Origin of the sequence: Enterobacter sp. T1-1 (assembly GCF_000710795.1) — a bacterium.
Classification (GTDB): Bacteria; Pseudomonadota; Gammaproteobacteria; order Enterobacterales; family Enterobacteriaceae; genus Enterobacter; species Enterobacter cloacae.
The window spans coordinates 1-14,037 of sequence record NZ_JALW01000065.1; the positions used below are offsets into that span (position 1 = coordinate 1).

At 56.8% G+C, this 14,037-nt stretch carries 14 protein-coding genes; 2 read left to right on the top strand and 12 right to left on the bottom strand.

What is annotated here, in order from left to right; all coding sequences use genetic code 11:
* Positions 1-82 precede the first annotated feature (82 nt).
* The 5 genes from gntU to AK59_RS0119725 all read right to left on the bottom strand — a co-directional run bounded on the left by gntU (position 83) and on the right by AK59_RS0119725 (position 5,034).
* Complete coding sequence (gene gntU, locus AK59_RS0119705; RefSeq protein ID WP_014833577.1) at positions 83-1,423, bottom strand: gluconate transporter; 1,341 nt, start codon at positions 1,421-1,423, stop codon at positions 83-85.
* A gap of 3 nt (positions 1,424-1,426) precedes the next feature.
* Positions 1,427-1,954, bottom strand: coding sequence for a gluconokinase (gene gntK, locus AK59_RS0119710; RefSeq protein ID WP_029883599.1), 528 nt, complete (start codon positions 1,952-1,954; stop codon positions 1,427-1,429).
* A 126-nt stretch (positions 1,955-2,080) separates the two neighbouring features.
* Complete coding sequence (gene gntR, locus AK59_RS0119715) at positions 2,081-3,076, bottom strand: gluconate operon transcriptional repressor GntR (RefSeq protein ID WP_014833579.1); 996 nt, start codon at positions 3,074-3,076, stop codon at positions 2,081-2,083.
* Positions 3,077-3,177: 101 nt separating this feature from the next.
* Positions 3,178-3,873, bottom strand: coding sequence for a pirin family protein (locus AK59_RS0119720; protein ID WP_000639796.1), 696 nt, complete (start codon positions 3,871-3,873; stop codon positions 3,178-3,180).
* Between the two features lie 123 nt (positions 3,874-3,996).
* Entirely contained in the window at positions 3,997-5,034 is a 1,038-nt protein-coding gene (locus AK59_RS0119725) for an oxidoreductase (RefSeq protein ID WP_029883600.1), read from the bottom strand.
* Positions 5,035-5,343: 309 nt separating this feature from the next.
* Between AK59_RS0119725 and yhhY the strand changes: the two genes are divergently transcribed.
* The gene (yhhY, locus tag AK59_RS0119730; RefSeq protein WP_013099120.1) at positions 5,344-5,832 is read left to right on the top strand and encodes an N-acetyltransferase; all 489 of its coding nucleotides are present in this window, start codon (positions 5,344-5,346) and stop codon (positions 5,830-5,832) included.
* Between the two features lie 54 nt (positions 5,833-5,886).
* On the opposite strand, the gene ggt is transcribed toward yhhY, so the two are convergent.
* Positions 5,887-7,632: a gamma-glutamyltransferase gene (gene ggt, locus AK59_RS0119735; RefSeq protein ID WP_013099121.1), complete on the bottom strand. Its 1,746-nt coding sequence runs from the start codon at positions 7,630-7,632 to the stop codon at positions 5,887-5,889.
* Positions 7,633-7,754: 122 nt separating this feature from the next.
* Between ggt and AK59_RS0119740 the strand changes: the two genes are divergently transcribed.
* The gene (locus AK59_RS0119740; RefSeq protein ID WP_013099122.1) at positions 7,755-8,132 is read left to right on the top strand and encodes a DUF2756 family protein; all 378 of its coding nucleotides are present in this window, start codon (positions 7,755-7,757) and stop codon (positions 8,130-8,132) included.
* Here the strand turns inward: AK59_RS0119740 and ugpQ are convergent.
* From ugpQ to livF, 6 genes are all read right to left on the bottom strand, one after another.
* Positions 8,116-8,862: a glycerophosphodiester phosphodiesterase gene (ugpQ, locus tag AK59_RS0119745; RefSeq protein WP_013099123.1), complete on the bottom strand. Its 747-nt coding sequence runs from the start codon at positions 8,860-8,862 to the stop codon at positions 8,116-8,118. The genes AK59_RS0119740 and ugpQ overlap by 17 nt on opposite strands.
* The gene (locus tag AK59_RS0119750) at positions 8,859-9,929 is read right to left on the bottom strand and encodes a sn-glycerol-3-phosphate import ATP-binding protein UgpC (RefSeq protein ID WP_029883602.1); all 1,071 of its coding nucleotides are present in this window, start codon (positions 9,927-9,929) and stop codon (positions 8,859-8,861) included. Before AK59_RS0119750 ends, ugpQ begins: the two co-directional genes overlap by 4 nt.
* A 1-nt stretch (position 9,930) precedes the next feature.
* Positions 9,931-10,776 carry a sn-glycerol-3-phosphate ABC transporter permease UgpE gene (gene ugpE / locus AK59_RS0119755; protein ID WP_013099125.1) on the bottom strand — a complete coding sequence of 282 codons (846 nt, stop codon included), beginning with the start codon at positions 10,774-10,776 and terminating at the stop codon, positions 9,931-9,933.
* Positions 10,773-11,660, bottom strand: coding sequence for a sn-glycerol-3-phosphate ABC transporter permease UgpA (gene ugpA, locus AK59_RS0119760; protein ID WP_013099126.1), 888 nt, complete (start codon positions 11,658-11,660; stop codon positions 10,773-10,775). The genes ugpE and ugpA overlap by 4 nt, the downstream gene beginning before the upstream one ends.
* 102 nt (positions 11,661-11,762) lie before the next feature.
* Complete coding sequence (gene ugpB / locus AK59_RS0119765; protein WP_029883603.1) at positions 11,763-13,079, bottom strand: sn-glycerol-3-phosphate ABC transporter substrate-binding protein UgpB; 1,317 nt, start codon at positions 13,077-13,079, stop codon at positions 11,763-11,765.
* A gap of 244 nt (positions 13,080-13,323) precedes the next feature.
* Positions 13,324-14,037 (bottom strand): high-affinity branched-chain amino acid ABC transporter ATP-binding protein LivF, encoded by a 714-nt coding sequence (livF, locus tag AK59_RS0119770; protein ID WP_013099128.1) that lies wholly within the window; start codon positions 14,035-14,037, stop codon positions 13,324-13,326.

Below are 14,037 nucleotides of genomic sequence, written 5' to 3' on the forward strand. Positions count from 1 at the left end.
CCGCCACCCGACAAAATAATATCTCTGCGGCCTGATGCCCTCACCCCAACCCTCTCCCACAGGGAGAGGGAGAAAACCGGGGTTAGCTCAGCAGCGTAAACGCAATCATCCCGACAATCGCACCCGTAGTGCCGAGGATAGTTTCCATCAGCGTCCAGGTTTTCAGGGTTTGCGCTTCGGTCGCACCGGTAAATTTACCGAACAGCCAGAAGCCCGCATCGTTCACGTGCGACACCACAATCGAACCACCCGCGATACAGATAGACAGCGCCGCCATCTGCGCACCGGAATAGTTCAGCTGTTCAATCACCGGCATCACCAGGCCAACAGCCGTTAAACAGGCAACGGTCGCGGAGCCCTGAATGATACGCACCGCCGCCGCCAGCACAAAGCAGGTGACCGCGATGGGCAGTCCCATTCCGGTCAGCGCTTCACCCAGCGCCGGACCGACGCCTGAATCCACCAGCACCTGCTTGAACACGCCACCCGCACCGATCACCAGCAGGATAATGCCCGCTGGCTGCAGCGCAGCACCGCAGATTTCCATCACGCGGTCTTTCGGCATCCCCTGACGCATCGCCAGGCCATAAATCGCCACCAGACACGCCACCAGAATTGCCGTGAACGGGTGACCGATAAATTCGAACCATTCGTACGCGGTAGAGCCCACCGGTACAAAGCGCGCGGCAATGGTTTTCAAACCCACCAGCACCAGCGGCAGCAGGATCAGAGACAGGCTGAAGCCGAAGGACGGCATTTTACCTTCGCCCAGGTGCGGCTCGGTAATATCATCAGGAATATGCAGTTCAACGTAGCGGCTGATGAAGTTGCCCCACAGCGGACCGGCGATAATCATTCCCGGGATTGCCGCGCACAGGCCAATCAGGATCATCCAGCCAAAGTCGGCGTGCATCTGGGAAGCCAGCAGCATCGGCGCAGGCCCCGGCAGCAGAAACGCCGCCGCCGCGGCCACACCCGCAAACAGCGGAATAACCAGCTTCACAAGGTTAGTACCGGTATGGCGCGCCATGGAGAACGCCACGCTAATCAGCAACACCACGGCCACTTCAAAGAACAACGGCAGCGCGCAGATCAGACCGGCCAGCCCAATCGCATAGTGTGCACGACTGTGACCAAACGATTTCAGCATCTTGACGGCAATCTGGTCGACCGCGCCCGTCTCATGCAGGATCTTGCCAAACATCGCGCCCAGCGCGACCACAATAGCCAGGAAGCCCAGTGTGCCCCCCATCCCTTTTTCCATCGTCGCAGCGATCTTGTCGAGCGGCATACCGGAAAAGAGACCTGCACCAATAGAAACCACCATCAAAGCAACAAAAGCATGCATACGCGCTTTCATCACTAAAAACAGCAGCAGCAATACCGAACCCACTGCTGTCAAAACTAGCGTTAATGTACTCAAAACTTACTGCCTTTTATTAATGACCTCGATGGTGCTGGCAACAACACCCTCCAGTGACTGATCGATATCAACCACTAAGACGTCTTTTTCATCTTCACCTGGCTCCTGCAGCGCTTCGAACTGTGTGACCAGCATCTGGGTTTTGAAGAAGTGGCCTTTGCGCGCATTGAGACGGCTTTCGATGACGTCGAAATCGCCTTTCAGGTAGATGAAAGAGAGGTTCGGGTTGCCGTCACGCAGCAGATCGCGGTAGGTTTTTTTCAGCGCAGAGCAGACGATCAGGGAAACTTTATTGGTGCGCTGCATGGCAAACGCGGCATCGTTCAGCGCCTGTAACCACGGTTTACGGTCGTCGTCGTTCAGCGGCTCGCCGGAGGCCATCTTCATGATGTTGCTGCGCGGATGGAGGAAGTCGCCATCAAGAAACGCCGCATTAAGTTGATGCGCCACTTCGCTTGCCACGGCAGATTTACCGCTACCGGAAACGCCCATCAGGACGTAAACGTGGTGATCATGATTAGTCGTGCTCAAAGGGTGTCCCTCAGTCAATTGTTACGGGTAACAGTTATCGGTAACATTGTCCTGCCGGGGCAAAAGAGAAGCAATATCCAAACGTGCGCGATGTGAATAAGTGTGAGCTACTTCAAATTTGTCGGATTAAATAGATCCACCCGGTGACAAGGTGAAACCTAAATCTAACATTTTTGGCGTAACCGCTTCACCGCGAATGCGCGCCAGCAGGCGTTCTGCGCCAATGCGACCCATGCGTTCACGCGGTGTCAGGACGCTCGCCAGACGCGGCTCCATCACCTGGCCGATGTCATGGCCGTGGAAACCGGCTATCGCCATATCATCGGGGATCTTCAGCCCCAGACGCTGGCATTCGAACGCTGCACCGACCGCAAGGTCATCGTTGGTACAGAAAATACCGTCCAGTTGTGGATACTCGCGCCGTGCCTGCCGCATCAGCTCAATACCCGACGTATAGGAAGAGGACTGCTCCACCATCACGCTGTACGGGGTTAAATTTGCGTCAAGCATCGCCTGCTCGTATCCCTTCTGTTTGATGATAGTACGTTCATCAAGACGCGCACCCAGGTAGGCGATATGACGATGACCGCGCGCGATGATCGCCGCCGTCATCTGCCGCGCCGCTTCGAAGTTGTCAAAACCCACGGCAATATCAAGGCACGGCGACTGGCTGTCCATCAGTTCCACCACCGGTATCCCGGCCACTTCGATCATCTTCAGCGTACGGGGGGTGTGAGTACGTTCAGTTAAAATCAGGCCATCGATGTTCCAGGAAAGCATCGATTCAAGACGTTCTTCTTCCAGTTCCGGTTTGTAGCCGTAGTGTGCCAGCATGGTCTGGTAACCAAACGCATCCGTGACGCTTTCAATACCGCGCAACACTTCGGCAAAGACCTGGTTAGTTAAAGAAGGCAGGAGGACGCCCACCGCACGACTGGTGGCATTAGAAAGAATATCGGGTGCGCGGTTGGGGATATAACCCAGTTCATCGAGAGCAGCGGCAATCTTGCCACGCAACGCTACGGAAACCTGTTCCGGGTTACGTAAAAAACGGCTGACCGTCATTTTGGTCACACCAACACGATCGGCGACATCCTGAAGTACGGGGCGTTTCTTTTTCATCGTCCTGAGAAATCTTGAAGAGAGAGATTTGCTCAGTTTATCACGGACAAAGCCCATCCTTCCCCTGTCAAAGGGAAGGATGGGCATTTATTTATGATTTATTACACCGGTGGCAGATCAAACAGCAGAATTTCACTTTCGCTGTCGGCATGCACGGAGAGCGCTTGCTCATCCCAGATGGCCAGACCATCCGCCGTTGTCGCTTTGGTGCCGTTGATGGACACTTCACCTTTCACCACCTGGATCCAGACGCGGCGGTTCGCGGCGATCTGGTGTACAGACTGTTCGTCTTTCGCCAGCGCCCAGCGGTACAGTTCCATATCCTGATGCACTTTCAGCGAACCTTCACGCGCATCCGGGGAGAGCACCAGCTGTTTGCCCTGTTTGGCGTCGAAGCGGCGCTGCTCGTAGCGCGGCGTGATGCCGGTTTCTTCTGGAATGATCCAGATTTGATACAGGTGCAGTTTTTCCGTTTTGCTCGGGTTGTACTCCGAGTGACGAACACCGGTACCCGCACTCATGATCTGGAACTCGCCCGCCGGAACCTGCTCTTTGTTGCCCATGCTGTCCTGGTGCTCAACCGCCCCTTCCAGCACATAGGTCAGGATTTCCATGTCTTTATGCGGGTGGGTACCAAAGCCCTGGCCTGCATCAATCACGTCATCGTTAATCACGCGCAGTGCGGAGAAGCCCATGAAGTTCGGGTCGTAGTAGTCGGCAAACGAGAATGAATGCCATGAGTCCAGCCAGCCATGATTCGCGTGACCACGTTCGTTTGCTTTGCGTAAGTAGATCATTGTTTTCACCCTCAGTTCGTTTCGATGGAGTAAGTGTGGACGCAAACAGCCTGGGATCATAGAGGGTGAAAATTGACTCCTCTGTTCAAAAATTATGAACAAGTGTAGAGGAGCCATTTTTGCTTATTTCGCAAGGGTTACCGTGGCAGGAGAAGCCTGTTCGAAGGCCCGTTCGAGGATTTCGAGGTTGGTCAGAACGTCAGATTCCTTGACGTAATTCGCCACGCCGCGGGTCAGGGTTGCATGCAGCGCGTCGTAGACGCGACCATAGTCGCCGGTTTCAGGCGTCAGCTCTTCTCTGACCGTCACACCTTCTGCGTTCACATACTCCAGTACGCCAACCGAATCATCCGCCGCAAAGCCCGCTTCACCCGGCATGATATTGGCCTTCAGGCTGGTCTCCTGCTGATCGATACCGTACTTGATAAACGAACCTTTCGTGCCGTGAACGATAAATTTCGGGTAGTCGATTTTCACCAGATGGCTGGTTTTAACGATGGCTTTCAGGTCGCCGTAGAACAGCTGCGCTTCAAAAGTATCGTCCGGGTTGGCTTTATTACGCAGGCTGCGAATGTCATACGCCACGTGGTCCGGGCGGCCAAACAGGGAGATGATTTGGTCCATGGTATGGACGCCAAGACCGTAGAAGGAACCGTCCTGCGGCAGGCCGGGTTTGGTCTCCGCCACTGGGCGGTAATAGTCAAAATGGCTTTCCATTTCGACGATGTCGCCAAGCTTGCCGCTCTCAATCGCCTTTTTCGCCGTCAGGAAGCAGCTGTCGAAGCGACGGTTCTGATACGGCGTGACGGTCAGCCCTTTGCTTTTCGCCAGTGCGAAGAGGGTTTTCGCTTCAGCGATGGTCGGGGTGAAGGGTTTTTCTACCAGCACGTTTTTACCCGCCTCGAGCGCGCGTTTCGCATAGTCGAAATGGCTGTCGGCATGGGTACAGACGATGACCAGTGTAATCTGCGGGTCGCCCAGTACTTCATTGAGATCGCTGGTGAAATGAATATGGGAATACTGCGGAGACTGCTCTTCCGGCTTCGCGCTGCGGCGGTAGATATGCGCCACATGCCAGCTGTCTTTACGGTTGAGAACATACGGAAGGTGATAGCGGGTCGTACTTTTACCAAATCCAATAAATGCGCAATGTAAGGTCATAGCTCAGTCCTTTTGGAAGGTTACTGGGTTTTACCATAGCGCATGTTTTGCCCTCACCCCAGCCCTCTCCCACGGGGAGAGGGCGAAAATGGACAAAAAAAAGCCAGCTAAAAGCTGGCTAAAGTAATACTGGAAGCAATGTGAGCAATGTCGTGCTTTCAGGTTCCCGTAGTGGTCTTCCTGAATGCAGAGCAATAATAATCATTCTCATTCGCACTTGTCCAATACTTTTTGCAAAAAATAGCGGTTGACTCAAATTTCAAAGTCACTGATGTTGGAAAGGATGTTTAACTGACTGAGGAATAAGGAATGAGTGAGATAGTGATACGCCATGCGGAACCGAAAGATTATGACGCCATTCGTCAGATCCACGCCCAGCCGGAGGTGTACCACAACACGCTACAGGTTCCTCATCCCTCTGAGCAGATGTGGCAAGAGCGGCTATCCGACCAGCCGGGCATTAAACAGCTGGTCGCATGTATCGACGGCACCGTTGCCGGACACCTGTGCATCGCCGTTGCGCAACGCCCGCGCCGCAGCCATGTGGCTGATTTTGGGATCTGTGTAGGCGCGCAGTGGCAAAACCGGGGCGTTGCCAGCGCACTGATGCGCACCATGATTGATATGTGCGATAACTGGCTGCGCGTTGACCGCATTGAGCTGACGGTGTTTGTCGATAACGAGCCGGCGATTGCGGTGTACAAAAAACACGGATTTGAGATTGAAGGCACAGGCAAGCGTTATGCCCTGCGCAACGGCGAGTATGTGGATGCGTATTATATGGCGCGAATGAAGTAGTTTGTTGCCCTCACCCTAACCCTCTCCCACCGGGAGAGGGAATTACACAACAGATTAATACCCCGCCGTTAAATCATCCACCGACCGCGGGTCTGACGCGCCAAACAGCGCCCCGTCCGGCCCCACCATAATGCTCTGGGTGCTGCCCATCGCCTCTTTCACCGCTACCTTCTGTCCGCGCTGCTCCAGTAGTTTGAGGGTGTCCGGGCTAAAGCCCTTCTCGACGCGCAGTTCATCCGGCAGCCACTGATGATGGAAGCGTGGGGCGTTGGTCGCCTCCGCCACGTTCATACCAAAATCGATACTGTTCACCACCATCTGCAGCACGGTGGTGATAATTCGGCTGCCGCCGGGGCTGCCGGTTACCAGCCAGGTTTTGCCGTCTTTCACCACAATGGTTGGTGACATCGACGACAGCGGACGTTTCTTCGGCCCCACCGCGTTGGCATCCCCACCGACCAGCCCGTAGACGTTCGGTACGCCCGGTTTGGCAGAGAAGTCATCCATCTCGTTGTTCAGCAGAATGCCGCTGTTGCCCGCCACAATCCCGGTTCCAAAGGTGGTATTGAGCGTATAGGTAACCGCCACCGCGTTACCGTCTTTATCCACCACCGAGAAGTGGGTGGTCTGGTTACTTTCATACGGTGCCAGCTTGCCGGGGCGGATCTCGCTCGACGGCTTAGCCTTATTGATGTCGATCTGATCGGCAATGGATTTGGCATACGCTTTGTTGGTCAGCGCCTGCCACGGCACCTTCACAAAGTCCGGGTCGCCAAGGTATTCCGAGCGGTCGGCATAGGCGCGTTTTTCCGCCTCGGCCATCACCTGCATGGCATCGGCACTGCCGAAGCCAAACTTGTGCATATCGAAGTTTTCCAGAATATTGAGGATCTGCACGATGTGGATCCCGCCGGAGGACGGTGGCGGCATGGAGAAGACCTCATAGCCACGGTAGGTGCCGCTAATTGGCTCGCGCTCCACCGCCTTATACTCTGCCAGATCCGCTTTGGTAATGAGCCCGCCGTTCTTTTGCATCTCTTCGGCAATCTGGTCGGCAATCGCCCCTTTGTAGAAGGCGTCCGGGCCATGCTCCGCAATCAGCTCCAGGCTTTTGGCAAGGTTCTTCTGCACCAGCTTATCGCCCTTCTTCAGCGGCTCTCCGTCTTTCCAGAAGATCGCCTTACTGTTTTCATGGTTCGGAATGACTTCGCTGCCGTAGGTTTTAAGGTCATCGGCCAGGGCGTCGTTCACCACAAAGCCGTCGCGTGCCAGCTTAATGGCAGGCTGGACCACTTTGTTCAGCGGCATCGTGCCGTATTTTTCCAGCGCCAGCGAGAAGCCTGCGACGGTGCCCGGCGTGCCGGACGCAAGGTGCGAGGTCAGCGATTTTTTACTGTCCGGATTGCCCTGATCGTCAAGGAACATATCGCGGGAGGCCTGAGCTGGCGCCATTTCGCGGAAGTCGATAGCCGTCGTCTTCCCGTCTTTGGTGCGCAGCATCATAAAGCCGCCGCCGCCCAGATTCCCCGCCTGCGGGTGTGTTACCGCCAGCGCATAGCCGACCGCCACCGCGGCATCCACCGCATTACCGCCCTGTTTGAGAATATCGACGCCCACTTTCGTTGCCAGCGCATCCACCGAGGCCACCATCCCGTGCGTGGCCCGCACGGGATGAAACACATCTTCCTCCACGCCATAAGAGACCGGAGGAGCCGCAGGCGGGTTAGCCGCCACGCTAAATGTACCGCCTGCCATCAGCGCAGCGATGGCGACCCAGCGCAAAAGGGTTGGTTTCATCATTATTGTTCTCCAGGTGAAGGGAGCCATATTCCCCGCTTAAGCCTGGTTCACAACTCCTAAAAAATCATCGTCATGGTGAATTCGGGGTAAACTTAAGAGAAACCTCAAAGAAGGAGATGATCATGAAACGCTTCCTGATCCTTACGGCGTTGCTCCCGTTTGCCGCACTTGCACAGCCACTCAATACGATGAATAACCCTAACCAGCCGGGCTATGTCATTCCGAGCCAGCAGCGTATGCAGACGGAGATGATGAGTCAGCAGCAACAGCAAAAAGGAATGCTAAACCAGCAGTTGAACACGCAGACCCGAATGCAGCAGCAGAGCCTGCAAAATCAGATGAACACTAACACCCAGCGCGTGCAGCAGGGGCAGATGCGCGAGCAACCGCTGCCGAATAAAAACGGCGGGATGCTGGGAGGGATGAGTTCGTCAGGCAGCGGACAGCAGCATATGCTGCCGTCGCAGTCGAATGGCAGTATGCTTAATCCGCAGAACTAAAGTCCGGACCGATCAGGTCAATCGCATCGGTACAGATGCTGTCCACACCCCAGCGCAGCAGCTCAGCCGCACGCTGGGGTTTGTTGACGGTATACACCAGAATATGCAGCCCTGCCGCTTTCAGCATCTTAACCCTCGCCTCATCCAGCAGCTTATGATTGAGATGGATCGACACGCACGCTAAGCGGGTGGTCAGCTCACGCCAGTCCTCGCGCCACTCGTCCAGCAGCAGCCCGCGCGGCAGCTCCGGCACCGCAGCCTGTGCCGCTTCAAGGGCATCAATTTCAAATGACGACAGCAGCGGTGGCGTCATGCCTTCCCACAGCTCGCGCGCGGCCAGCGCAATCACGTTGCCCGTGAGCGGCCCGGTACCGGTCGTCGGTTTGATTTCGATGTTGGCCATCATCCCGTGTTGACGACAACGGTCGGCCACTTCCGCCAGCAGCGGCAGCGGTTCGCCTTTGTACTCGCCGCTGAACCAGCTTCCGGCATCCACCTTCAGCAGATCGCGCCACGGCAGTTCCCCCGCCACGCCCCAGCCGTTGCTGGTGCGTTCGAGATTGTCATCATGCAGCAGGAAAATTTCGCCGTCTTTCGACAGCTTGGCGTCGAACTCAATCATCGTGTGGCCGTAGCGTGCGCCAACATCAATTGCAGCCAGGGTATTTTCCGGCGCCAGTTTACCGCCGCCACGGTGGGCGACGATGTGGGGATAAGGCCAGTTGCTCATACTCGTTGTCCTGTTTCACCGTCAAATAAGTGCAGGTGATTTTCCGGCAGGTGCAGCCACAGCGTGCTGCCTGCTTTCGGGCGTTCCTGATGCGGCAGACGCACCACCATTTTTTGCTCGCCCCAGCGTCCGTGCGCCAGGTTATCTGCACCCAACATCTCCAGCGTCTCCATCACCAGCGGCACGCCGCCGTCCGCCTGAGAGGTTAAACCAATATGCTCCGGGCGAATACCGAGCGTCATCTTACGCCCGGCGTAGCCACGATAGTACCAGTTGATGGGCAATGCCATCCCGCTTTCCAGCTCAAAGTGGGTGCCCGCGCTGCTGATCCGCCCTTCCAGCAGGTTCATTGCCGGGCTGCCGATAAAGCTCGCCACAAAACGGCTGGCCGGTTTTTCGTACACCTCCACCGGCGTGCCAATCTGCTCGGCAACGCCTTTGTTCATCACCATCACCCGCTGGGCAAGGGTCATGGCTTCGACCTGATCGTGCGTCACGTACAGGGAGGTGGTTTTAAGACGGCGATGCAGTTGCTGCAGCTCCAGACGCATCTGCACGCGCAGCTTGGCGTCGAGGTTAGAGAGCGGTTCATCGAACAGGAACACCGCCGGATCGCGCACGATGGCACGCCCCATTGCCACGCGCTGGCGCTGGCCGCCGGAGAGCTCGCGCGGACGGCGCTTAAGCAGGCCATCCAGCTCCAGAATGCGCGCCGCCTCTTTCACCCGCTCCTCGATATGCCCCTTGCCCATGCCGCGGATTTTCAGCCCCCAGGCCATGTTCTCTTCCACGCTCATGTGCGGATAGAGGGCGTAGTTCTGGAACACCATCGCGATGCCGCGATCTTTGGGCTCCATCTCGGTCACGCGCTGGCGGTCAATCCAGATATCGCCGGAGGAGACGCGCTCAAGCCCGGCCACCATGCGCAGCAGCGTGGATTTGCCGCAACCGGACGGGCCGACCATCACGATGAACTCCCCGTCCGCCACGTCGAGGGTGAGCGGCTGAATCACCTGGGTTTTGCCATCCCAGCTTTTGGTCACTGCCTGAAGTTTTAAACCTGCCATCTTATTTCTCACTGTCCACTAAACCACGCACAAACGCACGCTGCATGGCTAAAACGATAACGACCGGGGGGATAAGGGTGAGCAGCATCGCCGCCATCACCTGGTTCCAGAGGGTGGTGCCTTCGCCGGTGGCGATCATGCCCTTGATGCCCGCCACGGCGGTGCCGAGGTTGACGTCCTGAATAATCAGCAGCGGCCACAGGTACTGGTTCCAGCCGTAGATAAAGGTGATCACAAACAGCGCCGCGAGGTTGGTTTTCGACAGCGGCAGCACGATGTCGCGGAAAAAGCGCATCGGTGAGGCGCCGTCAATGCGCGCGGCTTCAATCAGCTCGTCCGGCAGCGTCATAAAGAACTGGCGGAACAGGAAGGTGGCAGTCGCAGACGCCATCAGCGGCAGGGTTAAGCCCGCGTAGCTGTCGAGCATCTTCAGGTTGGCGATCACCTCCACCGTCGGGAAGATACGCACCTCCACCGGCAGCATCAGGGTGATAAAAATCATCCAGAAGAAGAGGTTACGCAGCGGAAAGCGGAACCAGACGATGGCGAAGGCCGAAAGCATCGACACCGTGATTTTGCCGACAGTGATGCCAAACGCCATGATGAAGCTGTTGAGCATCATCAGCCAGAACGGCGCGCTGTTGGCCCCCACGCCCTGGGTCCAGATGGTTTTCATGTTCTCAAAAAGATGCGTGCCTGGGATCAGCGTCATCGGCGTGTCGAACACCGCTTTGGTGTCCAGCGTGGCGGCGACAAACGCCACGTACAGCGGAAAGAGGATGACGATAATCCCCAGAATCAGCATGGTATGGCTGAAAATCGTCAGCCCGCGACGGTTCTCAATCATTGGTAGCGCACCTTACTTTCGACATAGCGGAACTGCACCACCGTGAGGATGATGACAAGGAACATCAGCACGACGGACTGCGCGGCGGAGGCCGAGAGATCCAGCCCGGCAAACCCTTCGCGGTAGATTTTATAAATCAGCGTCGTCGTGGCCTGCACCGGGCCACCGGCGGTGGCCGCGTCGATGACCGGGAAGGTGTCGAAAAAGGCATACACCAGGTTCACCACCAGCAGGAAGAAACTCACCGGGGCAATCAGCGGCAGCGACAGCCTGAAGAAACGGCGGATCGGGCCTGCGCCGTCAATGGCGGCGGCTTCCACCAGCGAACGCGGAATGGACTGTAGCGCGGCAAAGAAGAACAGGAAGTTGTAGCTGATTTGCTTCCACACCGAGGCGAACACCACCAGGAACATCGCCTGGCCGCTGTTCTGGGCGTGGTTCCAGTCGTATCCGAATTCCGCCAGAAAATGGGTTATTAACCCGCGTCCGGGGTTAAACAGGAAGATCCACAGCACGGCGGCGACCGCTGGTGCTACGGCGTAGGGCAGCAGCATCAGGGTCTGATACAGACGGCTGCCACGCACCACGTAATCCACCAGCGCGGCGAAGAACAGCGAGGCAACAAGGCCGCTCACGGTGACCAGCGCGCTGAATTTGATCGTCGTCCAGAAAGAATCCAGGTAGTAGCTGTCGTGGAACAGCGCGGTGAAGTTGTCCAGGCCAACAAACTGGCTGGAGAGTCCAAAAGGATCAACGCTTTGCACCGAGTACCAGAGCGCTTCGCCCGCAGGCCAGATAAAGAAGATAACGGTGATGACCAGCTGAGGCGCGACCAGCAGATACGGCAGCCAGCGGGAACGAAACACCGGACGGGATGATGACATTGAGATTTGGTTCCTGAACAGTGCCGGGTGGCGGCTACGCCTTACCCGGCCTACATATGGCACGTCGTAGGCCCGGTAAGCGCAGCGCTACCGGGCATTTTTTTACGATTTGGTGGACTGCTCAAAGCGGCGCAGCAGCTGATTCCCGCGCTCTACCGCTGAATCCAGCGCCTGCTGTGGCGTTTTCTTGCCGGTCCAGACGCTTTCCAGCTCTTCGTCGACAATGGTGCGGATCTGCGGCATGTTGCCCAGACGCAGGCCTTTGGTGAACGGCAACGGCGGCTTGTTCAGCATCTGACGCGTCGCGATATCCGCACCCGGATTCTTGCTGTAGAAGCCCTGCTCGCGGGTCAGGTCATAGGCAGCTTTGGTGATCGGCAGGTAGCCGGTTTTCTGGTGCCATTCGGCCGCGTTTTCAGGTTTCGCCAGGAAGTCGAGGAACTCGGCCACTCCTTTGTAGGTGCCGGCGTCTTTACCCTGCATCACCCACAGGCTTGCTCCGCCGATGATGGCGTTCTGTGGCGCGCCTTTCACGTCTGCGTCGTACGGCATCATGCCCACGCCGTAGTTGAATTTGGCATAGTGACGGATATCCGCCAGCGAGCCGGACGAGGCGGTGGTAATGGCGCAGTCACCGTTGTAGAACTTCTCGGTGGATTCGTCTTTACGTCCGAAGTAGCTGAAATCCCCCTTCTTGTTCAACTCTTCCAGCAGCGCGATGTGCTTCACCTGCTCTGGCTTGTTGAACTCCAGTACCGCGTCGGTGCCATCGAAACCGTTGTTTTTGGTGGCTACCGGCAGGCCGTGCCAGGCGCTGAAGTTTTCAATCTGGATCCAGCCCTGCCAGCCGCTGGCGTAGCCGCACTTCATCCCCGCCGCTTTCAGCTTCGCGGTGTACTCCGCCAGATCCTGCCAGGTTTTTGGCGGCTGCTCCGGGTCTAAACCGGCTTTCTTAAAGGCGTCTTTGTTGTAGTACAGCACCGGCGTCGAGCTGTTAAACGGCTGAGACAGCAGATGGCCGGTTTTAGAATCGGTGTAGTAACCCGCTACGGTCGGCACAAACTGGGATTCGTCGAAGTTGATCCCCGCCTCTTTGAACACTTCGTAGACCGGTTTGATGGCTTTGGAGGCCATCATGGTCGCGGTGCCTACTTCGTACACCTGCAAAATGGCAGGCGCATTACCGGTACGGAAGGCGGCAATGCCCGCGCTCAGGCTCTGCTCGTAGTTACCTTTGTACACCGGCACAATTTTGTAATCCGGATGGGAGTCGTTGAAACGCTGCGCCAGGGAGTCAACCTCTTTACCCAACTCCCCTTCCATGGAATGCCAGAACGGAATGGTCGTCACAGCCATTGCGTTCGTCGCAAAAGCCAGACCCAGTGCCAGACCCAAAGCTGTGTGTCGTAACGATGTCATTGTCATCTCTCTTATTGTGCCGGATGCGCGATATCACGCGTTTTATGCTCGCGAGGTAACATGACATGCTCGAATGACAGAAAAATAACTGTTTGTTTACAGATAAGTGACAACAAAAGGTCAGCGGGATGATGGTTGTGTGAAGGGGTATATGTGAAAAAGCCGGGTGGCGGCTTCGCCTTACCCGGCCTACTCGATCCCGTAGGCCCGGTAAGCGTAAGCGCCACCGGGCAATACAGACGGCTCAGCCGCCTAAATACGCACTCCGCACCGCTTCATTGGCCAGCAGCGCATCGCCGGTATCCTCAAGCACCACGTGGCCGTTCTCCAGCACGTAACCGCGATCGGCGAGCTTCAACGCCTGGTTGGCGTTCTGCTCAACGAGGAAGATGGTCATTCCCTCTTTACGCAGCTGTTCAATGGTGTCGAAGATCTGCTGAATGATAATTGGCGCAAGACCCAGCGACGGTTCATCCAGCAGCAGCAGGCGCGGCTGGCTCATCAGGGCGCGGCCGATCGCCAGCATTTGCTGCTCACCGCCGGACATGGTCCCCGCACGCTGAATACGACGCTCCCACAGGCGCGGGAAGAGTTCGTACACCCACTTGATACGGGACTGATACTGGTCGCGGTCAGCGAAGAAGCCGCCCATCGCCAGGTTCTCTTCCACCGTCATGCGCGAGAAGACGCGACGCCCTTCAGGGACTATCGCCACCGCTTCACGCATGATTCTGGCGGTCTGCCAGTCGGTGATGTCTTTGCCATCAAACACAATCCGACCGCTGGTGGCGCGCGGGTCGCCGCACAGGGTACCAAGCAGCGTGGTTTTGCCCGCGCCGTTAGCCCCAATCAGGGTGACGATTTCGCCCTGATTGATATGCAGGCTGACGTCGTGCAGCGCCTGGATCTTGCCGTAGTGGGCACTTACCTTGTCAAACGTTAACATCGCTTTTTCCAT

Coding starts and splice junctions, on each gene's coding strand:
- ugpB (WP_029883603.1), bottom strand. CDS start 13,079: ATGACATCGTTACGACACACAGCTTTGGGTCTGGCACTGGGTCTGGCT.
- gntR (WP_014833579.1), bottom strand. CDS start 3,076: ATGAAAAAGAAACGCCCCGTACTTCAGGATGTCGCCGATCGTGTTGGT.
- AK59_RS0119720 (WP_000639796.1), bottom strand. CDS start 3,873: ATGATCTACTTACGCAAAGCAAACGAACGTGGTCACGCGAATCATGGC.
- AK59_RS0119740 (WP_013099122.1), top strand. CDS start 7,755: ATGAAACGCTTCCTGATCCTTACGGCGTTGCTCCCGTTTGCCGCACTT.
- yhhY (WP_013099120.1), top strand. CDS start 5,344: ATGAGTGAGATAGTGATACGCCATGCGGAACCGAAAGATTATGACGCC.
- ugpA (WP_013099126.1), bottom strand. CDS start 11,660: ATGTCATCATCCCGTCCGGTGTTTCGTTCCCGCTGGCTGCCGTATCTG.
- AK59_RS0119750 (WP_029883602.1), bottom strand. CDS start 9,929: ATGGCAGGTTTAAAACTTCAGGCAGTGACCAAAAGCTGGGATGGCAAA.
- AK59_RS0119725 (WP_029883600.1), bottom strand. CDS start 5,034: ATGACCTTACATTGCGCATTTATTGGATTTGGTAAAAGTACGACCCGC.
- ugpE (WP_013099125.1), bottom strand. CDS start 10,776: ATGATTGAGAACCGTCGCGGGCTGACGATTTTCAGCCATACCATGCTG.
- ugpQ (WP_013099123.1), bottom strand. CDS start 8,862: ATGAGCAACTGGCCTTATCCCCACATCGTCGCCCACCGTGGCGGCGGT.
- ggt (WP_013099121.1), bottom strand. CDS start 7,632: ATGATGAAACCAACCCTTTTGCGCTGGGTCGCCATCGCTGCGCTGATG.
- livF (WP_013099128.1), bottom strand. CDS start 14,037: ATGGAAAAAGCGATGTTAACGTTTGACAAGGTAAGTGCCCACTACGGC.